This window comes from Neisseria sp. HMSC070H10 (assembly GCF_001837635.1).
Classification (GTDB): domain Bacteria; phylum Pseudomonadota; class Gammaproteobacteria; order Burkholderiales; family Neisseriaceae; genus Neisseria; species Neisseria subflava_A.
Genome location: NZ_KV833368.1, coordinates 178,987 through 203,520 on the forward strand (window position 1 = coordinate 178,987; position 24,534 = coordinate 203,520).

Annotated in this window: 16 protein-coding genes; 10 read left to right on the forward strand and 6 right to left on the reverse strand. The window is 50.7% G+C overall.

The genetic code is table 11. The features are described 5' to 3' along the window. Window positions 1-3: 3 nt before the first annotated feature. From secB to recG, 3 genes are all read left to right on the forward strand, one after another. Entirely contained in the window at window positions 4-438 is a 435-nt protein-coding gene (gene secB / locus HMPREF2606_RS05160; protein WP_003745844.1) for a protein-export chaperone SecB, read from the forward strand. A 263-nt stretch (window positions 439-701) separates the two neighbouring features. Further along, on the forward strand, window positions 702-3,746 hold the full coding sequence (locus HMPREF2606_RS05165) for a TonB-dependent siderophore receptor (protein ID WP_070713421.1): 3,045 nt from the start codon (window positions 702-704) through the stop codon (window positions 3,744-3,746). A 249-nt stretch (window positions 3,747-3,995) separates the two neighbouring features. Beyond that, a complete protein-coding gene (gene recG, locus HMPREF2606_RS05170) occupies window positions 3,996-6,035 on the forward strand; it encodes an ATP-dependent DNA helicase RecG (protein WP_070843416.1) in 2,040 nt (679 codons plus the stop codon). Between the two features lie 64 nt (window positions 6,036-6,099). Here recG and gdhA read toward each other — a convergent pair whose 3' ends face one another. Beyond that, window positions 6,100-7,434, reverse strand: coding sequence for an NADP-specific glutamate dehydrogenase (gene gdhA / locus HMPREF2606_RS05175; protein ID WP_003745850.1), 1,335 nt, complete (start codon window positions 7,432-7,434; stop codon window positions 6,100-6,102). Between the two features lie 414 nt (window positions 7,435-7,848). Here gdhA and HMPREF2606_RS05180 point away from each other — a divergent pair, with 414 nt between their 5' ends. After that, window positions 7,849-8,643 (forward strand): thymidylate synthase, encoded by a 795-nt coding sequence (locus HMPREF2606_RS05180; protein WP_049348902.1) that lies wholly within the window; start codon window positions 7,849-7,851, stop codon window positions 8,641-8,643. Window positions 8,644-8,702: 59 nt separating this feature from the next. Here the strand turns inward: HMPREF2606_RS05180 and HMPREF2606_RS05185 are convergent, their stop codons facing one another. Then, window positions 8,703-10,139, reverse strand: a complete 1,437-nt coding sequence (locus tag HMPREF2606_RS05185) for a transferrin-binding protein-like solute binding protein (RefSeq protein ID WP_070843406.1) — start codon at window positions 10,137-10,139, stop codon at window positions 8,703-8,705. 362 nt (window positions 10,140-10,501) lie between these two features. Here HMPREF2606_RS05185 and smc point away from each other — a divergent pair, with 362 nt between their 5' ends. Continuing rightward, a complete protein-coding gene (gene smc / locus HMPREF2606_RS05190) occupies window positions 10,502-13,984 on the forward strand; it encodes a chromosome segregation protein SMC (RefSeq protein ID WP_070843407.1) in 3,483 nt (1,160 codons plus the stop codon). A gap of 96 nt (window positions 13,985-14,080) precedes the next feature. On the opposite strand, the gene HMPREF2606_RS05195 is transcribed toward smc, so the two are convergent. From HMPREF2606_RS05195 to pmbA, 3 genes are all read right to left on the reverse strand, one after another. Next, window positions 14,081-14,590 (reverse strand): cold-shock protein, encoded by a 510-nt coding sequence (locus HMPREF2606_RS05195; RefSeq protein WP_070843408.1) that lies wholly within the window; start codon window positions 14,588-14,590, stop codon window positions 14,081-14,083. Between the two features lie 153 nt (window positions 14,591-14,743). Continuing rightward, window positions 14,744-15,913, reverse strand: coding sequence for a glycosyltransferase (locus HMPREF2606_RS05200; RefSeq protein ID WP_070843409.1), 1,170 nt, complete (start codon window positions 15,911-15,913; stop codon window positions 14,744-14,746). An 87-nt stretch (window positions 15,914-16,000) separates the two neighbouring features. Beyond that, the gene (gene pmbA, locus HMPREF2606_RS05205; RefSeq protein WP_070843410.1) at window positions 16,001-17,332 is read right to left on the reverse strand and encodes a metalloprotease PmbA; all 1,332 of its coding nucleotides are present in this window, start codon (window positions 17,330-17,332) and stop codon (window positions 16,001-16,003) included. Between the two features lie 124 nt (window positions 17,333-17,456). On the opposite strand from pmbA, the gene yjgA reads away from it, so the two are divergent. The 4 genes from yjgA to HMPREF2606_RS05225 all read left to right on the forward strand — a co-directional run bounded on the left by yjgA (window position 17,457) and on the right by HMPREF2606_RS05225 (window position 21,527). After that, complete coding sequence (yjgA, locus tag HMPREF2606_RS05210; protein WP_070843411.1) at window positions 17,457-17,990, forward strand: ribosome biogenesis factor YjgA; 534 nt, start codon at window positions 17,457-17,459, stop codon at window positions 17,988-17,990. A 71-nt stretch (window positions 17,991-18,061) separates the two neighbouring features. Continuing rightward, window positions 18,062-18,772 (forward strand): hypothetical protein, encoded by a 711-nt coding sequence (locus HMPREF2606_RS05215; RefSeq protein ID WP_070713068.1) that lies wholly within the window; start codon window positions 18,062-18,064, stop codon window positions 18,770-18,772. Window positions 18,773-18,872: 100 nt separating this feature from the next. Further along, window positions 18,873-20,573 carry a single-stranded-DNA-specific exonuclease RecJ gene (recJ, locus tag HMPREF2606_RS05220; protein WP_070843412.1) on the forward strand — a complete coding sequence of 567 codons (1,701 nt, stop codon included), beginning with the start codon at window positions 18,873-18,875 and terminating at the stop codon, window positions 20,571-20,573. An 18-nt stretch (window positions 20,574-20,591) separates the two neighbouring features. Further along, a complete protein-coding gene (locus tag HMPREF2606_RS05225) occupies window positions 20,592-21,527 on the forward strand; it encodes a DMT family transporter (RefSeq protein ID WP_070713061.1) in 936 nt (311 codons plus the stop codon). Between the two features lie 94 nt (window positions 21,528-21,621). Here the strand turns inward: HMPREF2606_RS05225 and HMPREF2606_RS05230 are convergent, their stop codons facing one another. Further along, a complete protein-coding gene (locus HMPREF2606_RS05230; RefSeq protein ID WP_070713058.1) occupies window positions 21,622-23,100 on the reverse strand; it encodes an aldehyde dehydrogenase family protein in 1,479 nt (492 codons plus the stop codon). A gap of 340 nt (window positions 23,101-23,440) precedes the next feature. On the opposite strand from HMPREF2606_RS05230, the gene adhP reads away from it, so the two are divergent. Beyond that, window positions 23,441-24,484, forward strand: a complete 1,044-nt coding sequence (adhP, locus tag HMPREF2606_RS05235; RefSeq protein WP_083315957.1) for an alcohol dehydrogenase AdhP — start codon at window positions 23,441-23,443, stop codon at window positions 24,482-24,484. Window positions 24,485-24,534: the final 50 nt, after the last annotated feature.

The following is a 24,534-nucleotide window of genomic DNA, read 5'->3' on the forward strand; positions in this document are numbered from 1 at the left end:
AAAATGAGCGAAGAATTGCAACCCGTATTCAGCGTTGAGCGTCTGTATGTAAAAGACTTGTCTTTGGAAGTGCCTCACGCACCACAAATCTTCTTGGAACAAGGCGAGCCTGAAGTCGATATGCGCGTTTCTACCGGCAACACCAAACTGGAAGACGGTTTCTACAGCGTTGACGTTACCGTTACCGTGACTGCCAAACTGAACGAAGAGCGCACCATGTTCTTGAACGAAGTTACCCAAAGCGGCATCTTCCGTTTGGAAAACATTCCTGAAGAAGACGTACAACTGCTGCTGGGCGTTGCTTGTCCGAACATCCTGTTCCCTTACGCACGCGAAGCCATTTCCAACAGCGTAACCCGCGCAGGCTTCCCGCCTGTACTGCTTGCCCCGATCAACTTCGAAGCCATCTACCAACAACAACAGGAAGCTAACGCTTAATCGCGTTATACCTAAATTAAGGCCGTCTGAAACATTGCGTTCAGACGGCCTTTTTTTATCTAAAAATCAGGACATAAGAAAAAATCTATAACAAAAAGTTCATATATTAATGCAATAAGTATATAATGATATCGTTTATCATTACGATCTAATTTTAAATTTTATAGGTTATATACCATTTAAAATCAATAAATTGTAATTTTTATCTAGCAGATAAATAGATTCTATTAATTAAGGAAATAGTTGTGAAACCTGATTTTCAAATGAAAACAATTTGTTTGTTATTGGTGCTGCCTTGCCAAACCGTTTTTGCAGATACAGGACATCAAGAAGTGGAACATGTAGACATGGATACGGTCAAGGTCAGTGGCAAACGGCAGGCACAAAGTAATACCGAGCGCAGTCAGTCTTATACAATCGGAACGATGGCAACGGCGACTGGCTTGCGTATTTCAGGCAAGGATACGCCGCAGTCGGTGAGCGTAATGACGCGTCGGCAGCTAGATGATAAAGCAATATATTCTTTAGAAGATGCAATGAAAAACACTACGGGAATCAACGTGGTTCGCGATTCGGGCCTACAAACTCGTTTTTTGTCTCGTGGTTTCTATGTTGATCAGATTGGTGAAGACGGTATTACCACTAATGTGTCTGGACGTTCGGGCTATACGGCAAAAATCGATGTCTCACCCAGTACAGACCTGGCTGTTTATGATCACATTGAGGTTGTCAGAGGTGCAACCGGTCTTACTCAGTCCAATTCTGAACCGGGTGGAACCATTAATTTAATCCGTAAGCGGCCAACAGCTCTGTTTAAGCATACAGGTGAAATCAGCACTGACCATAGGGGCAGCAAGCGTTTGGCTTTGGATGTATCTGGAAGCTTGAATAATGAACATACGGTACGCGGTAGGCTGGTTGGTGTTCATGAGGACCACCGCTCTTTTAAAGAGGGTGTATGGAACAAGAAAGACATGGTTTATGGTGTGATTGATACGGATTTGAGTGATAACAGTATGCTGACTTTGGGTGGTACTTATCAGAAAAATAAAGATATTCCCGATTTTGCCGGCGTGATTTTACCTTGTGAGGATCAAAAAACTGCGGCCTTCAGCTCCAGTCCGGCCTGTAACAATCCTTTGAAATTGCCACGTAATACTTATTTGGGTGAAACCTCATGGTCACGCCTGAAGGCTGATAAATACAATATTTTTTCCGGTTTCAAACATGTTTTTGACAATGGATGGCAACTCAATGCCGAAATTTCTTATACGCGTAATGATTCAGATGCCAAAGTCGGACAATTTTTTCTGAAAAACGAACACGCGGCAGGTATTTCAGCATCTGCGGCAACAGGTTTCCTAACTGAAAAGGGAGAGGTGATCCCTTTTGAGCCTAAAGACAAGGCGTTGGCAAAATTAAAAGAATATCGTGATGGCGTCACTAAAACATATGAAGAGAAAAAAGTAGATTACGTTGCCCATCATTTCGATGCATCTGCTTTTGAACAATATCGCTCCCAAAGGGCGGCAGCACGTCGGGCAGGTTTTGATCAATGTATGCAGGACATTGGTTTGGATTTCCTGTGCAACGACTGGCAGGATCCTGGTGTAGAAGTAGATAAAAAAGAGTTTGTTGATAAGGAGCTTGCAAAGCAAGGCATTATTAACAATGCAGAAGGTTTGTTTCCCAACCGTCTATACAACTCAGCATACAATCTTCGCCACACATACAACCGCCGTTACAACTTCATGCCGTTGCACTATACCAAACACGATGTGCAATGGGGCTTTAAGCTGGATCTGACAGGTAACTACCGCCTGCTTGGACGTGAACATGATTTCTTTGTCGGCTATGCGTATAACAATGAAAAAATCCGTTCTGCCTATACGGAAATATATCAAAACCGTTATTTTGTCCGTCCTCAAGGTTATGCAGGTGCAGGCAGTTGCGGTATTCATCCCGATGGTCCGGAGCGTAATCCTTTAGAAAAGGGCATTGTCGAACCAGATTGGCATATTTATAACGAAAAAGGTAATAACAAGATCTATGTGCCGGAATGCAGTGGCGCGCATGTTACTAAATATACTCCCCGTTTGGATGCTGAGGGCAAGCCTGTCTGGACAGTCAACGACAATGGTGAGCGCGTAATGGTGCAAGATCCTGTTTACGAATTGGATGCAAATGGAAACAAAATACAGGAGCGGGATGAAGAGGGGAATTTGAAATGGGCAAACCAATATCTGAAAACGCCGCTGTGGAAAACTGTTCAGGTTGCAGATGATCATGTTCCGGCGTTATACAATTATTCGAAATACCTTAACACGAATAAAACACATTCTTTGACTTTCAGTACCCGCTTTAATGCAACCAACCGTTTGCATCTCTTGGGCGGTATGCACTATACGCGCTATGAAACCACACAAGCCAAAGAAATGCCTGTACGCTACGGCCAGCCTGCTACGGCATTTCAAACTGAGAGCAGTAATAAAATCGACAAAGAACACTACACCTCAAAAATGCAAAGTCATCGGTTTACGCCATATGCAGGCATTACCTACGACCTGACACCGCAACAAAGCTTGTATGCCAGCTATACTAAGATTTTTAAACAACAGGATAACGTTGATGTAACCAGCAAATCCGTTCTTCCACCACTCATCGGGACTAACTATGAAATAGGTTGGAAAGGGTCGTTCTTGCAAGGCCGTCTGAATGCTTCGCTTGCCTTATTTGTTTTACAGCAGAAAAACCGAACCGTTGTCGATTTCGGATTTGTTCCCGATACTAGTCGTAACGGAGGTTCATTCCAAACCATCGCCAAACCTGTGGGTAAGGTTAAGAGCAGCGGTGCAGAACTTGAATTGGCTGGCGAATTGTCGGAAAACTGGCGTATTTTTGTTGGCTACACATATAACAAAAGTAAGTATAAAAATGCTGCAGAAGTCAATGCGGAGCGGTTGGAGAAAAACACGACTGCCGACCCGTATAACTTCAGTAACTTCACGCCGGTACATATGTTCCGCCTCGGTACAAGCTACCACTTGCCTCAAACTAAGTTGACCTTGGGTGGCGGAATATCCGCGCAAAGTCGCACAAGTAGCCTTTACAATATTCGCCAAGGAGGCTACGGACTTATAGATGGCTTTGTTCAATATGACTTTCACAAACACGGTAGAATCAGCCTGATAGGAACTAACCTGACTGACAGGACGTATTTTGAAAACAACTACAACCGTACGCGAGGTCAAAACAATTTCTATGGTGAACCGCGGACAGTCAAACTGAAATTGGATTGGCATTTCTAGAGCGAATGGATCATTATTTGGTATGTGAACATTATTGGCCAAATTCCTGATAAAAGTATGGGTTGAATATCCTTCTTTTTTGAAAGCTGTTTCCTAACAATGGCTGAAGTTGATTCGATAGCCGGCGTATTTTCAAATATTAATTTGTTTCAAGTATTCAGCTTTGAAGGCCGTCTGAAACATTGCGTTCAGACGGCCTTTTTGTTTTCGGATAAAATACAGCAAACTTTCAATCAGCTGCCTTTTAAGATGACTCCCGAAACCCAAAAACAGCTCAAAATCACCGACGTTTCCGCCAAGAAGCTCGACAAACTCAACCTCAACACCGCATGGGATTTGGTTTTGCATCTGCCGCTGCGTTACGAGGACGAGACGCACATCATGCCGATTAAGGATGCGCCGATCGGCGTGCCGTGTCAGGTTGAGGGCGAGGTCATCCATCAGGAAGTAACGTTCAAACCGCGCAAGCAGCTGATCGTTCAAATTGCCGACGGTTCCGGCAGCGTCCTTTTTTTGCGTTTCATCCACTTTTACGCCAGCAACCAGAAACAGATGGCGGTCGGCAAACGCATCCGAGCCGTGGGCGAAATCAAACACGGGTTTCACGGCGACGAGATGATTCATCCCAAAATACGCGATGCCGAAAGCAGCGGTTTGGCGGAAAGCCTCACGCCCGTTTATCCGACCGTAAACGGCCTGAACCAGCCCACATTGCGCCGTATCATTCAGACGGCGTTAGACGTTACGCCGCTGCACGACACTTTGCCTGATGCTTTATTAGGCCGTCTGAAACTGCCACACCTTGCCGAAAGCCTGCATCTTCTGCACTCGCCGCCGCCGAGTTTCACCATTCACCAGCTTTCCGACGGCGCGCTGCCCGCATGGCAGCGGCTTAAATTCGACGAACTTTTGGCGCAACAGCTTTCCATGCGCTTGGCGCGGCAGAAGCGTGTCAGCGGTACGGCGGCGGCATTGGGTGGCGACGGCACGCTGACCCAAGCACTGCGCCATGCGTTGCCGTTTGCCCTGACTGATGCACAAGAAAAAGTTGTTTCCGAAATCCGCCGCGACATGGCGCAAACCCACCCCATGCACCGCTTGCTGCAAGGTGATGTCGGCAGCGGCAAAACCATCGTCGCCGCCTTGTCCGCGCTGACCGCCATTGAGTCCGGCGCACAGGTGGCTGTAATGGCGCCGACCGAAATCCTTGCCGAACAGCACTTCATCAAGTTCAAACAATGGCTTGAGCCGTTGGGCCTTGAAGTCGTCTGGCTCTCCGGCAGCCAGCGCAAAAAAGCCAAAGACGAAGCCAAAGCCAAACTCGCCGACGGCGCTGTCAAAATCGCCGTCGGCACGCACGCCCTGTTTTCAGACGACGTCGAGTTCCAAAATCTCGGCTTGGTGATTGTGGACGAACAACACCGCTTCGGCGTCGCCCAACGCCTCGCCCTCAAAAACAAAGGACGCGACGTCCACCAGCTGATGATGTCCGCCACCCCCATCCCGCGCACGCTCGCCATGAGTTTTTTCGCCGACTTGGATGTGTCCGTCATCGACGAATTGCCGCCCGGGCGCACCCCGATTAAAACCCGCCTCGTCAACAACGTCCGCCGCGCCGAAGTCGAAGGCTTCGTCCTTAATATTTGTCGCAAAGGGCAGCAGGCATACTGGGTCTGCCCGCTGATTGAAGAAAGCGAAACCCTGCAACTGCAAACCGCCACCGAAACCCTAGCCCAGCTTCAGGCAGCCTTGCCCGAACTCAACATCGGCTTGGTACACGGGCGCATGAAGGCCGCTGAAAAAGCCGAAGTCATGGCGGATTTTGCCGCAGGCCGTCTGAACGTTTTGGTCGCCACCACCGTTATCGAAGTCGGCGTAGATGTGCCCAACGCCGCCCTGATGGTGATCGAACACGCCGAGCGCATGGGCTTGGCGCAGCTGCACCAATTACGCGGTCGGGTAGGGCGCGGTGCGGCAGAAAGCGTGTGCGTCCTCCTGTTTGCCGAACCTTTAAGCGAGCTTGCCAAAGCGCGGCTGAAAGTCATCTACGAACACACCGACGGCTTCGAAATCGCCCGCCAAGACCTCAACATCCGCGGCCCCGGCGAATTTCTCGGCGCGCGCCAAAGCGGCGTCCCCATGCTGCGTTTCGCCAACCTCGAAGAAGACCTGCATCTCTTGGAACAGGCACGCGAAATCGCCCCGATGCTGATTGAACAAAACCCCGAAATCGTCGAAGCGCATCTGGCAAGGTGGCTTGCCAGCAGGGAAGGGTATTTGGGCGTATAAAATTTGCATGAAAAGAAAAAGGCCGTCTGAAAACAGACGGCCTTTGATTTGGCTGGATAGAGGGTTAGAAACCTTGTGCCAACATGGCATCGGCTACTTTGACGAAACCGGCAATGTTCGCACCATTGACGTAGTTCACTTTGTCGCCGACTTTGCCGTATTTCAGGCAGGATTCGTGGATGTTGTGCATGATGTCGAACAGGCGTTGGTCGACTTCTTCACGTGTCCAGGACAGGCGGATGGCGTTTTGGCTCATTTCCAAACCTGAAGTTGCTACGCCGCCGGCGTTGGAGGCTTTGCCCGGAGCGTAGAGGATGCCGGCTTTGATAAATTGTTCGACCGCGCCTAAAGTTGACGGCATGTTCGCACCTTCGGCAACCACATAGCAACCGTTTGCCAGCAGGATTTTGGCGGCGTCTGCGTCCAATTCGTTTTGAGTGGCGCAAGGCAGGGCGACTTCGGCCGCGATGTTCCACGGTTTTTGGTTTTCAAAGTATTGCAGGCCTTGTTCTTTGGCGTAAGTGGCCACGCGTTCGCGGCGTACTTCTTTCAGCTCGATCAAAGCGGCCAGTTGCGCTTCGGTCATACCGCTGTCAGGGAAGAGGACAAAGCCGTTGGAGTCGGAAACGGTCAATACTTTTGCACCCAGTTGGATGGCTTTTTCGGCAGCGTATTGCGCCACGTTGCCGGAGCCGGAAATCAACACGCGTTTGCCTTCGATGCTGTCGTTGCGGGTTTCCAACATGGCTTGGGCAAAATACACGCAGCCGTAGCCGGTGGCTTCAGGGCGAATCAGGCTGCCGCCCCATTCGAGGCCTTTGCCGGTCAGGACGGAAGCAAATTCGTTGCGGATTTTTTTGTATTGGCCGAACAGATAGCCGATTTCGCGGCCGCCTACGCCGATGTCGCCTGCAGGAACGTCGGTATCGGCGCCGATGTGGCGGTAGAGTTCGGTCATAAAGGCTTGGCAGAAGCGCATTACTTCGGCATCAGATTTGCCTTTAGGGTCGAAGTCGGAACCGCCTTTGCCGCCGCCCATAGGCAGGGTGGTCAGCGCGTTTTTGAAGACTTGTTCAAAAGCGAGGAATTTCAACACGCCCAAGTCGACGGTAGGGTGGAAGCGCAAACCGCCTTTGTAAGGGCCGATGGCGGAGCTCATTTGAATGCGGTAGCCGCGGTTGACTTGAACTTGGCCTTTGTCGTCCATCCAAGTGACGCGGAACATAATCACGCGTTCAGGTTCAACAATACGCTCAAGCAGGCTTTGTTGGGTGTATTTCGGGTTTTTCGCCAAAAACGGATCCAAACTCATGAACACTTCTTCAACGGCTTGGTGGAAGGGTTCTTGGTTGGGGTTGCGTTGTTTAAGATTGGTAAACAGGGTGTTCAGGTCAGTCATTTTTCAACTCCTATCAAGTGAGATGTTTCAATATTTATGTTTCGAAATATAACTGTAAAAAATTTACTTGCCAAGAAAAATTTTGACCAGATTGTTGACATTATTTTTTTACCAATTTGTAAAATTAGAATTATATTTTTAGAATTATTAAAAATTATGGATTATATTTCACTTATTAAAAATAATAAGTCATAAAGTTCTAAGTAATTAAACTAGAAAATTTCAAAATTTTTTTTGTAAAAGTTTTATTTGGCTCAAAATTTCTTGTAAATAAATGCTAAATTGTCAACATTATTAACGGATATACGCTAAGCCTAGAGGAAGGGTTGGACCATTGCAGACAGAGAGGCAGGCCGTCTGAAAATTCGGTACAATACGCATCAAATTCCCACAACACATACATTAAGGAAACCCATGAAAGCCTATCACGACCTTATGCGCCATGTCCTCGACAATGGTATCGACAAATCCGACCGTACCGGCACCGGCACGCGTTCTGTGTTCGGTTATCAAATGCGTTTTGATTTGAGTGAAGGCTTTCCGCTGTTGACCACCAAAAAATTGCATCTTCGCTCGATTATTCATGAGCTGCTTTGGTTTCTCAAAGGCGATACCAACATCAAATACCTGAAAGACAACAACGTTTCCATTTGGGACGAATGGGCGGACGAAAACGGCGATTTAGGCCCGGTTTACGGCTACCAATGGCGCAGCTGGCCCGCACCCGACGGCCGCCATATCGACCAAATTGCCAATGTGGTTGAACAAATCAAGAAAAATCCCGACTCGCGCCGCCTGATTGTATCCGCATGGAATCCGGCTTTGGTCGATGAAATGGCCTTGCCGCCTTGCCACGCGCTGTTTCAGTTTTACGTTGCCAACGGCAAACTGTCCTGCCAGCTTTACCAACGCAGCGCCGATATCTTCCTTGGCGTACCGTTCAACATCGCCAGCTACGCATTGTTGACCATGATGATGGCGCAAGTGTGCGGACTGGAAGCCGGTGAATTTATCCATACGTTTGGCGATGCGCATTTGTACAGCAACCATATCGAGCAGGCTCAACTGCAATTAAGCCGCGATTTCCGAAGCCTGCCAACCATGAAAATCAACCCTGAAGTCAAAGACTTGTTTGCCTTCAAATTTGAAGACTTTGAGCTTGAAGGCTATGATCCGCATCCGCATATCAAAGCAGCCGTATCGGTGTAATCCAAGTTAAAAAACAAAAGGCCGTCTGAAACTTCAGACGGCCTTTTGTTTAGGCAGGTTTATTGACGTTTCGCGCCATAGCCACCGATTAAGTGTTCGGTTGCATCTTTGTTTTTCAAGCCGTAAGTGCCGCCAATTTCTGCAGCATTGGGGCCGTAGAATTTGCCGTTCAGGTTGCCACTTAACTTGTCATCGGCTGTGCTGACTTTGCCGGAGAAGAGGTTGCCATCTTTCCAGCTTGCCGTACCTTTGAAATCGTAGTTTTTATCTGCTTGGGATACACGCTTACCATTTTCCAAAGTATGGAAGTGTGAGTTTGATGTTTCAAAACGGACGCCTTTGAGGCCGAAATCAACGATAGCCATGACATTGGAAGTCAACTGACGATTGTTCTTGTCAGTAACCACATAGGCAGTGGAAATACCTTTGTAGGTGGCTGTACCTTTAGCAGGCAGGGTAGTGAAGACAGTTTCATCGCCCAGGCTTTGGTAGCCTTGGTATACATGTCCTTTAGGATCGGTGTAATGCGCGAAGGTTTGATATGTCCAGCCGGCCGCAGAAGGATCATGCAACACAATTTCTGTGCCATCGCCAAAATTGATGACATAGACACCGTCGAATTGTTTGTCGAATACCAAGCCATCTTGGTCTGGACGGAAATAGGCTAGATTATTGCTAACATTCTCATTAATTTCTGCTAGTTTAGCTCGATTTTCAAGATTTTTAGCGTGTGAAGTCTTTAATTCTTCAATCTTTGCTTTAATCTCCGTTACTTTTTTATTGTTAACTGGACCTGCTTCTGGATTTTCTTCTTTTTCAAGCTTTTCTTCTTCAACCTTTAATTTTTTATAATCTTCAGCAATTTTGTCATCCAAAGTTGATTTGCCGTATGCAAATTCAGTATTTTTCTCTTTGCCCGTTTGTTCGCTGATATCTGTTTCAGTATTTCCTTTTGAATATACTTTGGCAATAACAGAAGCGTAGCTTGTCCATGTAGGTTGGGTTGCGCTGCCATTGCTGGTTTTGTTAAACAATACAACGCCGTCCATTTTGACTTCATCATTGCTGTTAAAGTCAATAGAACTGATCAGGCCATTTTGGTTGCGGTCTTGATTGTCCGTTTGGAACATTTTGCCTGCGGCATCTTTGCGGATTTGTACGTTGGGGTTGGATTGCTGTGCACCTTTGGAGGAGATGAAATGTGTGTGCAAAGGCTGGCTAACGTTGGCCGGATCGATTGGAGCTTCATCGGTCAGTTTGGCGAGGTTGTCGGCGCTGTTGGTGAGCGTAGTAGACGGCGCTTTCGGAGTGTTGGCATTGCTGTTGTTGGCAGGATTGCCATTGTTGCTAGCAGAGTTGCCGGTATTAGTGGTAGGAGTTGCGCCGGTGCTTAAAGCAGATGAACCGCCGCCTCCGCCACCACCGCATGCGGACAAGATGGCTGCGCTGATGGCTGTAAAAACGATGGTTTTAAGTTTGGTTTGGATGTTTGACATGAGATTCCCTGTATAGTTATTCGCTTGATGAAAAGGTCGGAGAGATCGTTTATCTGATTTTTAAACCTTTAATGCCCGATAATAACCATAAATCATAAAAAAATAAACAGTTTGTTTGCATTTCTGTACAAAAACTAATCAAATGGAAGGTGGTCGGGTAGATATTTTTTTAGTTAATTGTTTTATATGGATTTATTTTGAATATTTTAGTGAGTTCGATAGCTGGTCTGTTTCTTTTTAACAAACTTTTCAGACGGCCTTTTGAAGATAAAAAAGCAGTCGGACTTTATGGATGCTTTTCTCTCAACGGATAAGCGTATTTCCGTTAAAATACGCCTTCTTTTCCGATTCGAAATATTGCCATGCGCCTTACCCACATCAAACTCTCCGGCTTCAAATCTTTTACCGACCCGACCACGATTCATGTGCCGGGGCAGCTTGTTGCGGTTATCGGGCCGAACGGCTGCGGCAAGTCGAATGTGATTGACGCGGTGCGCTGGGTGTTGGGCGAGGCTTCGGCGAAGCAGCTTCGCGGCGAAAGTATGCAGGACGTGATTTTTAACGGTGCGGCAACGCGCCGTCCTGCGCCGAGGGCTTCGGTGGAGCTGGTGTTTGACAACAGCGACCACAGTTTGCAGGGGGCGTGGGGGCAGTATGCCGAGGTGAGCATCAAGCGGCAGCTGACGCGGCAGGGCGAATCGACTTATTTTATCAACAATCAGACCGTACGCCGCCGCGACATTACCGATTTGTTTCTGGGGACGGGCGTGGGCGCGCGCGGTTATGCCGTTATCGAACAGGGGATGATTTCGCGTATCATCGAAGCGCGGCCGGAGGAGTTGCGCGCCTATATCGAGGAGGCGGCGGGCGTGTCCAAATATAAGGAACGCCGCAAGGAGACGGAAGGTCGTCTGAAAGACACGCGCGAGCATTTGCAGCGTTTGGGCGATTTGCAGAACGAATTGGCGCGTCAGGTGGAAAAGTTGGAAAAACAAGCCGAAACCGCCGAACGTTACAAATCCCTGACCGCGCAGTTGAACCAACAGCAGGATTTGCTCGATTACGCCCAATGGCAGCAATCGCTTGCCGCCGCCGACAAGGCGACCGCGCAGCATCAGTCTTTGCAGGCGCAGCAGGACGAAACCGCCGCGCAGGTTCAGGCGTTAAACGACGAAGTACACGCCTTGCAGACCGCCGAACAGTCGCAACAGCAGGCAGTACACGAACTGAGCAACAAACGCGGCGTGTTGCGCGAGCAGATTGCCCGTTTGGAAGAACAAATCCGCCATCAGCAAAACCTGCACCAACGCATCGAACGCGACAAGCAGGCGGCGCAGGCGCAGATGCAGCGCATCCATCAGGAGCAGCAGCAAATCCGCGTGCAGCTTGAAGAAAACGAGTTGCAGGCCGAAGAAAAGCAAACCGAATTGGCGGAATGGGCGATGCAGGTTGCCGAACACGAAGAGCGTCTGCCCGAATTGGAAGAAGCCCAAGCCACGCTCAACGCTGCCTTCCAAACCCAGCAGGACGAGGCAAACCGCATCCGCCGCGAACTGGCGTTGAAGCAGCAGCAGCTTGCCCATGCCGAACAAACCGTTGCCAAGCACGAAGAGCGCAAAGGTCGTCTGAAACAGGAAAACCAAGCCCTGAACCTGCCCGACGAAGTTGAAACCGCCGCCGCGCAGGAAGCCGCCGCCTTGTTGCAAAGCCAGCAAGAGCATTACGAAGAACAAATCATTGCCGCCGAAGAAGCCTTACACGCCGCCCGCGAGGCGTTTCAGACGGCCTCAAACCGCTTCCAAAGCCTGAAGCAGCAACACATCACCTTGCAGGCGCAGCAGCAGGCGTTGTCGCAAATCCTGTCGCAACAGCAGGAAGCCGCCGACTTCTGGCAGGCAACCGACCACGCCGCCGCGCCGCAGCTGTGGCAACACATCACCGCGCCCGCCGAGTGGCAACACGCCTTGTCCGTCATCCTTGCCGAACGCCTGCACGCCCGCAGCGTACCGTCTGGCTTCGTTCCGCCCGCGCCTTTGCCGCAGGGGCAGGCGGCATGGCTTTCAGACGACCTCTCCGGCGGCATCAAAAAATCCCTGCCCGTACAGGCATTGTTGAACCAAATCCAAGCGCAGCCGCCGTTTCAGACGGCATTGCACCACTGGCTCGACGGCGTATTGTGCGCACCCGATTTGAGCTACGCCCTCGCACATCAAAGCGATTTGGGCGCACACCAAATCTGGCTCACACCCGAAGGCCATCAGGTTGATAAGGTTAGCGTCCTGCTCTATGCCAAACCCGCGCAGGAAAGCCTGATTGCCCAAAAAGCACGCCTCGACGGCATTGCTTCCGAACTGGAAAACCTCGCCCCCGAACTCTCCGCCGCCGAAGCCGCGTTCAAACAGGCGGAGGTCGCCGCGCGCTCGTCTGAAACGCAGCATAAAAACCTGATGCAGCAGCAACAGCAGCACACGCGCCAATACAGCCAAGCGCAGCAACGCGCCGCCGAACTTCTGGCGCGTACCAACCAAGGGCAAATCCGCCGCGAACACATCGAGCGCGAACTGGCGCAGTTGGCGGAAGAACAGACCGTGTTGCAACACACATCCGACGGGCTTTCAGACGACATCGTTACTTTGCAGGAAGCCGCCGCCGAACTCGAACACCAACAGCAAACCACCGCACACAGCCGCCAAGAGCAGCAAGGCCGTCTGAAACAGGCGCAGCTTGCCCTGTTGGAAGCCAACCGCCAATACGGGCTGGCCGAAGTCGCCGTCCACAAGCTCAACCAGCAAAAACAAAACTACCAGCAGCAAATCGCCCGACTCGAACAGCAAACCCTAGACTGGCAGGAACGCCAGCAAGAGCTTGCCCTCGCCTATGAAACCGAGTTCCAAAACGACGAGCAGCACATCAAGCTTGAAGAACTGACCGAAGCCGTACAGACTTTGGACGAAGAATACATCGCCGTACAGGAGAAACTGGCCCAGATTCAGGAGCAGGGCAGGAAGCAATACGCTAAAGTGCAAACCCTGCAAACCCAGTTGCCACAGCTTCAGGCAGCCACCCAAACCGCCCTGTTGCAACAGCAGGAAGCCCTGATCAACGCCAAACGCTACCATCAAAACCTGACCGAACGCGCCGCCGATTTGGACGCGCTCGAAGCGTTGGCAAAAGAATCTCCGAAAGTATTGAACAGCAGCATCGGCAGCCTCACCCAGCAAATCGAAGCCCTCGGCGCCGTCAACCTCGCCGCCCTGCAAGAACTCGAAGAAGCGCGCGAACGCGACGGCTACTACCGCAGCCAGAGCGAAGACGTGCAGGCCGCCATCACCCTTTTGGAAGAAGCCATCGCCCAAATCGACGACAAAACCAAAGCGCGTTTCAAAGAAACCTTCGACGCCGTCAACGGCAAAGTCCAAACCTTCTTCCCGACCCTGTTCGGCGGCGGCGAAGCCACCCTCAAAATGATAGGCGACGACCTCCTGACCGCCGGCGTATCCATCATGGCGCGCCCGCCTGGCAAGAAAAACAGCACCATCCACCTCCTCTCCGGCGGCGAAAAAGCCCTCACCGCCATGAGCCTCGTGTTCGCCCTATTCAGCCTCAACCCCGCCCCCTTCTGCCTTCTGGACGAAGTCGATGCCCCGCTGGACGATGCCAACACCTCGCGTTTCTGTAACCTGGTCAAAGAAATGTCGGCGCAAACCCAGTTCCTCTACATCTCCCACAACCGCCTGACCATGGAAATGGCGGAGCAGCTGGTCGGCGTAACCATGCAGGAAAAAGGCGTCTCGCGCGTCGTCGCCGTGGACATCAAACAGGCGTTGGAAATGGCAGAGCCGTGATAAGGTAAGAACAAAGGCCGTCTGAAAGAATGAGGAAGAAATCTATAATTTCATCTTCCCATTTTTTCAGACGGCCTTTTTGTATTGGATACAGCGTTATTGTTTTGAAGTATTATCTTTGGCGCGTTGAGGCTGTCCCGAGCGTTGGTTGTTGCCGTTGACGGCATCGCGCCATGCTTTGCGTTCGGCTTCGATTTTGGCGGCTACTTCGTGGACCATGGTTTCTTGTTTTTTGACGACAGGCTCTTCCGGAGTGTTTTCGGAAAAGTGGAGGCCGTACCACAAGACGGCGAAAATGCTGCAGACGAAGATAACGGCAATCAGGCCGACGATAGCTTGTTTGCCGGCGAGGGGTTTTTCAGGGGGAGGGACGAGGACATCGAAGCAATCGGCGCAATCGAGGGCGAAGCAGACGTTTTCGGCTTCTTTGCGGCCGCGTCGGCCTTCTGTGATGTTGAAGGAAATGTGTTGCCCTTCGGCCGGAAGGCGGGTAAGGGTGGTGAAGGCGGCAAGGGCAAGAAAGATTTCTTGGCCTGTGTCTTCTATGGTGGCGGCGCCGAAGCCGCGTTTGCTGTTCCAGCGAGTAATCGTTCCGTAATAGCGCATAATATATGTGGGATATTATTGTAGGTAACAATTTTTCCTTAGACTGATTTTAAATCAAAAAGTTTAGTTATTGTCTTAATTTTACACTAGATTTATCTTGTTGGAAGCAGGCAGGCCGTCTGAAGGATTTCAGACGGCCTGCATGGTTTATGCCTATTTATTAAGCACTTTTTGGAAGGTGTCGATCAGGTGTTGCGCTATGGCACGGCTGCCGAATTGTTGCAGGCAATCTTGGCGCAAACGGACGGGATCGTATTGTGCGTGGTTTTCGTAGAGGGTGAGCAATGCTTTGGTTAGTTCCGGTATGTTTTCGATTGGAACCAGCAGGCCGTTGTCGGATGTGACGATGGATTCGGGGCCGCCGCAGCGTGTGGCGATGACGGGCAAACCTTGCGACAGTGCTTCGATATAGACGACGCCGAAGGTCTCGGTACGGCTGGCGAGGACGAATGCGTTGCTGTGGCGCATGAGGTCTAGGGTTTGGTCGGTGGTTAATGCGCCGGTAAAGGTAACGGCGTGATTGATGCCCAAGTCGCTTGCCAGTTGTTTCAGACGGCCTTCTTCTGCGCCGCCGCCGCCGATTTTGAGTTTGAGCTGCGGATAGGTTTTGAGTGCTTCGGTAAAAGCAGGCAGGAGCAGGTCGTGGCCTTTGAGGTGGCGCAGATGGGAGACGCTGCAGAAGGTGAAGTCTTGATTGTTTTTTTCGGGGAACTCGAAATCCTGTTCAAAATTGCCGCCCAGCATATTGGGCAGGTATTGCCAGTCTGTACCGGCGTAGGTTTTTTCGAGAATATGGCAGAAATCACGGCTGACGGCGAACCGGGCCGCGCTGTGGCGCACGGCTTCGTGCATGGACGGCCATTGGTTTTTGCGGACAAGGCCGCGTGAAATGGCGCTGCTGTGTTCGGTAATCACATAGGGAATGCCGTATTTTTTGAAGATGGCACAGGCCAAAATGGCGGCGTAGTTGACGCAATGGGCGTGAATTACGTCGGGTTTGCCGTTGTCGGCGATATAGGCTTCAAAAGCTTTCATGCCTGCGTTGACCCAGCGGATGCGGTCGATATCGACAACCGGGCAGCGCGGGAAGAAATACATGCTGTCGTAGGCGTAAGTGTTGAGTCCGCCTTGCTGATGGCGGCGCAGGCCGTAGAAGCGCGAGAAGATGGTTTTCGGCTGACTTCTCAAGTAGCGGAACATGGGCACGACCATGCCGATTTTCATGCCTTCGCGTTGCAGGGCTTGGGCTTGGAGGCGGAAAAAGATTCCGTCCACGTCGGTTTCGGAAGAAGGATACCAAGAGGGGATAACGACAATATGCATGATGTGTTTTTTATGGAAGTAGATAACGGCGAGGCCGTCTGAAAAGAAAAGATATCTTTCAGACGGCCTTTTGTATATTTAGTTCAATCAGTTGCCGGCAACTGTCATTTTGGAAACCAAGATGGAGCCGATTTGGTTGGACGAACGGCGTAATGCGTCGTCTGCCACGCCGGTAATGTCGCGGTACATATCCTGCAAACGTCCGGCAATGGTGATTTCCTGAACCGGATAGGCAATGACGCCGTTTTCCACCCAAAAACCGGCCGCGCCGCGCGAGTAGTCGCCGGTAATCCCGTTGACGCCTTGTCCCATCAATTCGGTAACCAGCAAACCTGTTCCCATTTCTTTCAACAGGTCGGCCTGCGTGGCGTGGGTGTGGTTCAGATACAGATTGTGCGCGCCGCCGGCGTTGCCCGTTGTCTGCATACCGAGTTTTTTCGCGCTGTAACTGCTGAGGAAATAGCCTTCGACGACGCCGTCTTTCACCACAAAACGCGGCTGCGTGGCGACGCCTTCGGCATCGAAATAAGTGCTGCGGAACGAGCGCAGGATATGCGGTTCTTCGCGCAGGCTGAGAAACTCGGGCAGTACCTGTTTGCCGATGCTGTCAATCAGGAAGCTGCTTTGACGGTAGAGCGCACCGCCGCTGAGTGCGCCGATAAGGTGGCCGATTAAGCCGACGGCGACAGTGGTGTCGAACAGTACGGGATAGCTGCCGGTCGGAACGCTGCGGCTGTTCAGACGGCGTAAAGTCCGTTCGGCTGCGGTTTGGCCGATGAGTTCGGGCGCGTCCATGTCTTCGTGACGGCAGGAAGAATCGTACCAATAGTCGCGCTGCATGCCGTGTTCGTCACTGGCGACTACGCTGCAAGAAATGCTGTGGTGCGTGCTTTGCTGATGTGCGGCAAAGCCGTGGGTGTTGCCGTAAACGTATTGGTAATGGCCGGTATGAACCGATGCGCCTTCCGAATTTTCAATGCGTTTGTCCGTTGACAGCGCGGCCTGTTCGCATTGCTTGGCCAAATCAATGGCGGATTCGGTACTCAAATCCCATTCGTGGTAGCGGTCGAGGTCGCCGATATGGGTTGCCATTAAGGCAGCGTCGGCAAGGCCGGCGCAATCGTCTTCGGCGGTATAGCGCGCAATATCGATGGCGGCTTTGACCGTATCTTGCAGGGCGCGTTCGGAGAAGTCGGCAGTGCTGGCGCGGCCTTTGCGTTGGCCGACATAGACCGTAATGTCTAAAGATTTGTCTTGTTGGAACTCGATTTGTTCGATTTCGCCCAGGCGCACGCTGACGCTTTGGCCGAGCGACTCGCTGAAATCGGCTTCGGCCGAGGTGGCGCCGGATTGTTTGGCCAAATCCAGCGTGTGTCCGCACAAGCGCAACAGCTCGTCCGGTGTGTGGTTAAACAGCATAAAAAGGTTTCCTGACAGGGTTTTGCGGCATTTTAACCGTTTCAGACGGCCTCTGCAAAAATCGAACGGAAAGGCCGTCTGAAAACTGATAAAATAGGCAGATTCAGAAAATCAGGTAAACACAATGTTTGAACAAGAAGACGAATGGGTCAGCAAAACCCAAATGAAAAAGCAAATGAATGATTTGCAGGCTTTGGGTATGGAATTGACCAAGCTCTCCAATGATACGCTGAAAAAAATCGGCTTGGACGAAGAGCTATTCGAGGCCATCGCCACCTATAAAAAAATCACGTCCAACAGCGCGCTCAAACGCCAAGCCCAATTTATCGGCCGTCTGATGCGCGATACCGACCCCGCACCCATCGAAGCCTATTTGGCCAAACTGCGCGGCGACAATGCAGCACACAATGCCTTTTTGCAACGCGTCGAGCAGGCGCGTACCCGACTGTTGGCAGACGATGGCGCGATTACCCAATTTATGGCCAATTTTCCGCAAGCCGATGCCGGTAAATTGCGCACCTTGATCCGCAACACCAAAAAAGAGCAGGAGCAAAACAAACCGCCGAAAAACTTCCGCGCGCTGTTCCAAGAAATTAAAGCAGTGATGGAGGCCGGTCAATCCGATGCTTCAGAAGAAGGGCAGGATTGGGAGGAATAAACCTTAAGGCCGTCTGAAAACGGATTGCGGTTTTCAGACGGCCTGTATCGTAATACCGAAGGAGGATGACCATGAAATTTCGCCGCTTTGTACCCGCTTTGTTAATCAGTGTACTAACCCTGAATGGTTGTACTGCTTTTCTTTGGGGAGGGAACAACCCGTTCCATAAAACCACAACCGAAAAAACCGTTGCCAAAGACAAGATTCACGCATTTGGCGTGGTTGCCAAAGACAATACGCAATTGGAAACAGGCAGCTTGGTCATGATGGGCAAAAAATATTGGTTTGTCGTTAATCCTAAAGATTCGGCCAAGTTGAAGGCGGTCTTGGATGTTAAATTGGACAAACAGTTTCAAATGGTTCAGCAAAACCCAAGATATGCGTATGAGGCTTTGCCGGTCGAATTGAAATCCCCTGAAGCGCAAACTTTCCGTTCAAAATTCTGCCTGCGTTACGATACTCAAAAAGCCGCCGAGATTGCCAAGTTGAAACAGCTGGCGTTTAAGCCGGTCGAGCTCGATGACAAAACTGTCTACACGCGGTGTATTTCTACCGAAGGTCATTATTACGCAACGCCGAAAAATGTTGCCGAAGACCGCCGTTTTGATACTGCCGTCCCGGTCAGAATTTATTATACGGAAACCAAAAAAAGCACAGACGTTCAGAAGTTGACGGAGAATATCCTGCAAACACCATTTACATTGGCTTTGGACGCAGTCGGCGCAGTGATAGCAGTCCCCTATGTCGTAGTCAGTGAAATTATCGATGCTTCACGCAAATAATATCCAAGGCCGTCTGAAAACGGATTGCAGGTTTCAGACGGCCTCCTCCTTAAAATAAACGCTTAAAAATATTAATTTTTTCTCTTTAAACCCACACACCATGTCCGTCAAAATCCAAACACGTTCCATTAATCCGACTGTTTTCAACGACTTGCTCACTGCCGGTACCGATCCTTTGATTGCGCGGCTATGTGCTGCGCGTGATGTGCAAAGTCCGGCTGAGTTGGACGACAAGCTTGCTGCGCTTTTGCCGTATCAAACGCTGACAAACTGCGAAGCCGCCGCCGGCCGTTTGGCAGATGCGGTCGAGCGCAAGGAAAAAATCCTGATTGTCGCCGACTACGATGCCGACGGAGCGACGGCGTGTGCCGTCGGTATGAGCGGTTTGGCGGCGATGGGGGCGAAAGTGGATTTTCTTGTGCCCAACCGATTTGAACACGGCTACGGTTTAACGCCAGAGCTGGCTGAAATCGCGGCAGAACAAGGTGTGGATTTATTGGTAACGGTGGATAACGGTATCGCCAGCATTGCAGGCGTGGCGCGTGCGCAGGAGTTGGGTTTGGATGTGATTGTGACCGACCACCATCTGCCTGCCGAGACCGTACCCGACTGCATCATTGTCAATCCGAACCAAAAAGGCTGCGGTTTCCAAAGCAAAAGCTTGGCGGGCGTGGGCGTGATTTTTTATGTATTGATGGCTTTGCGTGCCGAACTGCGCCACCGCAATTATTTTTCAGACGGCCTGAAAGAGCCGAATCTGGGCGACTTCTTGGATTTGGTCGCACTCGGCACCGTCGCCGACGTCGTCCCCCTCGACCACAACAACCGTATCCTCGTGTCGCAAGGTTTGAAACGGATGCGTTCGGGCAAGATGCGCCCCGGTATCCGCGCTTTGTTTGAAGTGGCGCGGCGCGATTGGCGCAAGGCGCAGCCGTTTGATATGGGCTTTGCGTTGGGGCCGCGCATTAACGCCGCCGGACGGCTGGACGATATGTCGGTCGGTATTGCCTGTCTGTTGGCGCAAGATGATGCCGAAGCGCAGGAACTGGCAGCTCAGTTAAACAACCTCAATATCGAGCGCCGCGAAATCGAGCAGTCTATGCTGCAAGATGCGCTGAATGATTTTCCTGAAACCTTGCCTCCAGGTCAGACGACTTTGGTGGCGTATCGCGACGACTTCCATCAAGGCGTGGTCGGCATCGTGGCCAGCCGCCTCAAAGACCGTTTTTATCGTCCGACCATCGTGTTTGCGCCTGCCGACAACGGCGAAGTGCGCGGTTCGGGTCGCTCCATTCCCAATCTGCACCTGCGCGATGCTTTGGACTTGGTGTCCAAACGCCATCCCGATTTGATTTTGAAATTCGGCGGACACGCAATGGCGGCGGGTTTGAGCATACTTGAACACAATATTCCCGCGTTTCAGACGGCCTTTGAAGAAGCCGTGCGCGAGATGGTGTGCGAAGACGATTTGTCGCAAACCTTCATCACCGACGGCAGCCTGCCTGCACGCGACATTACGCTGGAACAGGCGCAGAACCTTGCCAAACACGTTTGGGGGCAGGGCTTCGCGCCGCCGAGTTTTACCGATGAATTTCACGTCATCCGCCAGCAGCCGTTGGGCGCGGAAGGCAAACACAAAAAAGTCTGGCTGCAAAAAGACGGCTACGAATTTGAAGCCATGTTTTGGCGTTGCAGCGAAGACATTCCCGAATACATCCGCACGGTGTACCGCCCCGTTGCTAACGAATGGCGGAATAACCTCGAATTGCAGCTTTATATCGACTACTGGGAAGCCGCGTAAGTAAAGGCCGTCTGAAAAATGAAGAAACAAAAACCTTGGCTCGGCTTTTCATTGGCGCTGCTTGCCACCATGACTTGGGGCTCGCTGCCGGTTATCGCCCAACAGGCATTAAAAGCCGTCGATGCGCCCACGCTGGTGTGGATACGCTTTTTAGTGGCTTCGCTGGTGTTGTTTGCGTTGTTGGGGCTGACCGGCAAGCTGCCGAGGCCGTCTGAATTTTCGAAGCAAACCTTATTTTTATTGGTGCTGGGCATTATCGGTATTTCTGCCAACTTTGTTCTTGTTGCCATGGGTTTGCACTATATTTCGCCGACAACCACGCAGGTATTGTGGCAGCTCTCGCCCTTTACCATGATTTTGGTCGGCGTTGGCGTGTTTAAAGAAGCCTTTACGCATTGGCAAAAAATCGGCTTGATGCTTTTACTGACGGGTTTGGTCATGTTTTTCAACGACAAATTTGGCGAACTTTTCAGCTTGGGCAGCTACGCGGTCGGCGTGATGATGGCGGCTTCGGGCAGCATGATTTGGGTGTGCTACGGCGTGGCGCAAAAACTTCTGTCCAAACATTTCAATTCGCAACAAATCCTGTTGATGATTTATTTTTGCAGCAGCTTTGTTTTCCTGCCGTTTGCCGAACCATCGCAAATCGCCCATATCGGCAATCCGTTTTTATGGGGCTGCTTTATCTATTGCTGCCTGAACACGCTGATCGGCTACGGTTCATTCGGCGAAGCGCTCAACCATTGGGACGCTTCAAAAGTCAGTATCGTCACCACGCTGATTCCTGTATTCACCATGATATTTTCCACCATCGGCCATCATCTCGCCCCCGATTATTTTGCCGCTTCGGATATGAATATCGTCAGCTATGTGGGTGCCATGGTGGTTGTGGCCGGGGCATTGCTGGCTGTAGCTGGAGAGAAAGTGATGGGGCTTTTTTTGAGAAAGATATAAAGCATTTATTGCGAAACAGAATAAAACAAGGCTGTCTGAAACAGGTTTCAGACGGCCTTTTATGTTCTAAATCAGGTTAATGTGAATTGCCGAATCAATAGAAGCCTTCGCGTTCTTCACGGGTGCTGATGTAGATGTTTTTCACTTGGGTGTAGGCGGCGAGCATCATTTTGTGGGTCTCGCGGCCGATACCTGAAGTTTTGTAGCCGCCAAACGGCGCACCGGCAGGCAGGCGGTTGTAGCAGTTTACCCAAACGCGGCCGGTTTCCAATGCGTTGGAAACGCGCAGGCAGCGGTTGATGTCGGTACTCCACACTGCGCCGCCCAAGCCGTATTCGCTGTCGTTGGCCATTTTGATGACTTCTTCTTCGGTTTTGAATTTAATCACGGTGGCAACCGGGCCGAAGATTTCTTCTTGGGAAACACGGGCTTCGTTGCTGGCCTCAATCAAAGTCGGTTCGACAAATTCGCCTTTGCCCAATTCGCCTTCGATTTTTTTACCGCCGGTAATGATGCGGCAGCCTTCTTGTTCACCGATTTTGACGTATTTCAAAATGGTCTCGAGTTGACCGGCATTGACTTGCGAACCCATTTGGGTGTCGTCTTCCCAAGGCAGGCCGACTTTGATTTTTTTGAATTCTTCAGCCAACGCATTGACGAATTTGTCGTAAATGCCTTCTTGTACAAAAATGCGCGAACCGGCGCAGCACACTTGACCTTGGTTGAACAAAATACCTTTTTGCGCGCCTTCGAGGGCTTTGTCGAAAGGCATATCGTCAAAGAAGATGTTGGCAGATTTTCCGCCCAATTCCAAAGTGGACGGAATCAGCAATTCGGCGGCGGCGATACCGACGCGGCGGCCGACTTCGGTTGAGCCGGTAAAGGCCAGTTTGTTGAAGCCTTTGTGGTGGAGCATGTATTCGCCGGATTTGGAACCGCGGCCGGTAATCACGTTCAACACGCCTTTAGGCAGCAAGTGGTTGATTTTTTGAGCGAGGGACAACAGGCTCAATGAAGTGCTGGAAGAAGGGTGGATGACGATGGTACAACCTGCGGCCAATGCCGGAGCGATTTTCCATGCGGCCATCAAGAATGGAAAGTTCCAAGGAATGATTTGGCCGACAACGCCGATCGGTTCGCGCAAAACGATGGATAGGTCTTCGGCGTCAAGCTGGGTTGCCGTGCCTTCTTCGCCGCGGATGACGCTGGCGAAATAGCGGAAATGGTCGGAAGCCAAAGGTACGTCGGCGGCGCGGGTTTCGCGGATGGGTTTGCCGTTGTCCAAGGTTTCTTGCAGGGCGAACAATTCGGCGTTTTCGTCAATCACATCGGCGATTTTATTCAAAATGGCCGCGCGTTCGGCAGTCGTGGTTTTACGCCATGTTTTGAATGCTTCTTGGGCAGCGGCCACGGCAGCATCGACATCGGCGTCAGATGCGTCTGTGAACTTGGCCAATTCATCGCCATTGGCAGGGTTGTAAGAGGATAAAAGTTTGCCTTCGCTACCTTTCGTCCATTCGCCGTTGATTAAAAGGCCGTATTCTTTATCAAACACATTTAAATCTTTTGCCATAATGCTGTCTCCTTAATGAATGGGAATAGGTGTTTTGACACCATGAAAAACAGCTTATGCTTTTTTCTTTTTAAGTTCAAGTACTAAAAATGAGAATATTCTCAAAATTTACATTTACAATGTTATCTCATGTAGCAGGCCGTCTGAAAAATAAAGGATTTGATTGAAATGAAAGTCCATTTGTTAATGTATTTAAAGATTTATACGGCTTAAATAGATTTTGTTATGGTATAACATTATAACTTATTGTTTTAAAAAAGATTATGGGTTGACGGCTTCGGATATGGGGAGTATTCTCATTCATAGCTAAATAGTTTTTCAACACCCTAGGAGACGCTCCATGAAAATGCATGCTGTGGTAGTAAACAAAGATGTAGCAGGTGATGTAGAAGTTGTTGAACGCGAACTGCGTCCGCTGGAATACGGCGAGGCGTTGGTGGAAGTCGAGTATTGCGGCGTTTGCCACACCGACTTGCACGTTGCGGCAGGCGATTACGGCGACAAACCGGGTCGCGTGTTAGGACACGAAGGCATCGGTTTGGTTAAAGAAGTTGCCGACGGTGTGAAAAATCTGAAAGTCGGCGACCGTGTCAGCATTGCATGGCTGTTCCAAAGCTGCGGTTCTTGCGAATACTGCAATACCGGCCGCGAAACCTTGTGCCGCTCCGTATTGAACGCAGGCTATACTGCCGACGGCGGCATGGCAACCCACTGTATCGTGAGTGCCGATTACGCGGTCAAAGTTCCTGAAGGTTTGGATCCTGCGCAAGCTTCCAGCATTACTTGTGCCGGCGTAACTACTTATAAAGCGATTAAAGTTTCCGGCGTTCGTCCGGGCCAATGGATTGCGATTTACGGCGCAGGCGGTTTGGGCAACTTGGCGGTTCAATACGCGAAAAAAGTATTCGGCGCACACGTTGTCGCCATCGACATCAACGATGAAAAACTGGCATTCGCTAAAGAAAGCGGCGCTGATTTAGTCATCAATGCCGCCAAAGAAGATGCGGCTCAAGTCATCCAAGAGAAAACCGGCGGCGCACACGCAGCCGTTGTGACAGCCGTATCCGCTGCCGCCTTCAATTCAGGCGTTAACTGTGTCCGCGCCGGCGGCCGTGTCGTTGCAGTCGGCTTGCCGCCTGAGTCTATGGATTTGTCTATCCCACGTTTGGTATTGGACGGCATCGAAGTGGTCGGCTCTCTGGTTGGTACCCGCAAAGATTTGGAAGAAGCATTCCAATTCGGGGCAGAAGGTTTGGTTGTGCCTAAAGTCGAATTGCGTGCTTTGGATGAAGCGCCTGCCATCTTCCAAGAAATGCGCGAAGGTAAAATTACCGGCCGTATGGTGATTGATATGAACAAAGAGTGCAGTTGCATTCATCACTAATCAAATGATTCCGTGACAAAAAGGCCGTCTGAACAATTTCAGACGGCCTT

Bases quoted from the DNA above. Each gene is read 5' to 3' on its own strand.
- secB (WP_003745844.1), top strand. From the start codon at position 4: ATGAGCGAAGAATTGCAACCCGTATTCAGCGTTGAGCGTCTGTATGTA.
- HMPREF2606_RS05165 (WP_070713421.1), top strand. From the start codon at position 702: ATGAAAACAATTTGTTTGTTATTGGTGCTGCCTTGCCAAACCGTTTTT.
- recG (WP_070843416.1), top strand. From the start codon at position 3,996: ATGACTCCCGAAACCCAAAAACAGCTCAAAATCACCGACGTTTCCGCC.
- gdhA (WP_003745850.1), bottom strand. From the start codon at position 7,434: ATGACTGACCTGAACACCCTGTTTACCAATCTTAAACAACGCAACCCC.
- HMPREF2606_RS05180 (WP_049348902.1), top strand. From the start codon at position 7,849: ATGAAAGCCTATCACGACCTTATGCGCCATGTCCTCGACAATGGTATC.
- HMPREF2606_RS05185 (WP_070843406.1), bottom strand. From the start codon at position 10,139: ATGTCAAACATCCAAACCAAACTTAAAACCATCGTTTTTACAGCCATC.
- smc (WP_070843407.1), top strand. From the start codon at position 10,502: ATGCGCCTTACCCACATCAAACTCTCCGGCTTCAAATCTTTTACCGAC.
- HMPREF2606_RS05195 (WP_070843408.1), bottom strand. From the start codon at position 14,590: ATGCGCTATTACGGAACGATTACTCGCTGGAACAGCAAACGCGGCTTC.
- HMPREF2606_RS05200 (WP_070843409.1), bottom strand. From the start codon at position 15,913: ATGCATATTGTCGTTATCCCCTCTTGGTATCCTTCTTCCGAAACCGAC.
- pmbA (WP_070843410.1), bottom strand. From the start codon at position 17,332: ATGCTGTTTAACCACACACCGGACGAGCTGTTGCGCTTGTGCGGACAC.
- yjgA (WP_070843411.1), top strand. From the start codon at position 17,457: ATGTTTGAACAAGAAGACGAATGGGTCAGCAAAACCCAAATGAAAAAG.
- HMPREF2606_RS05215 (WP_070713068.1), top strand. From the start codon at position 18,062: ATGAAATTTCGCCGCTTTGTACCCGCTTTGTTAATCAGTGTACTAACC.
- recJ (WP_070843412.1), top strand. From the start codon at position 18,873: ATGTCCGTCAAAATCCAAACACGTTCCATTAATCCGACTGTTTTCAAC.
- HMPREF2606_RS05225 (WP_070713061.1), top strand. From the start codon at position 20,592: ATGAAGAAACAAAAACCTTGGCTCGGCTTTTCATTGGCGCTGCTTGCC.
- HMPREF2606_RS05230 (WP_070713058.1), bottom strand. From the start codon at position 23,100: ATGGCAAAAGATTTAAATGTGTTTGATAAAGAATACGGCCTTTTAATC.
- adhP (WP_083315957.1), top strand. From the start codon at position 23,441: ATGAAAATGCATGCTGTGGTAGTAAACAAAGATGTAGCAGGTGATGTA.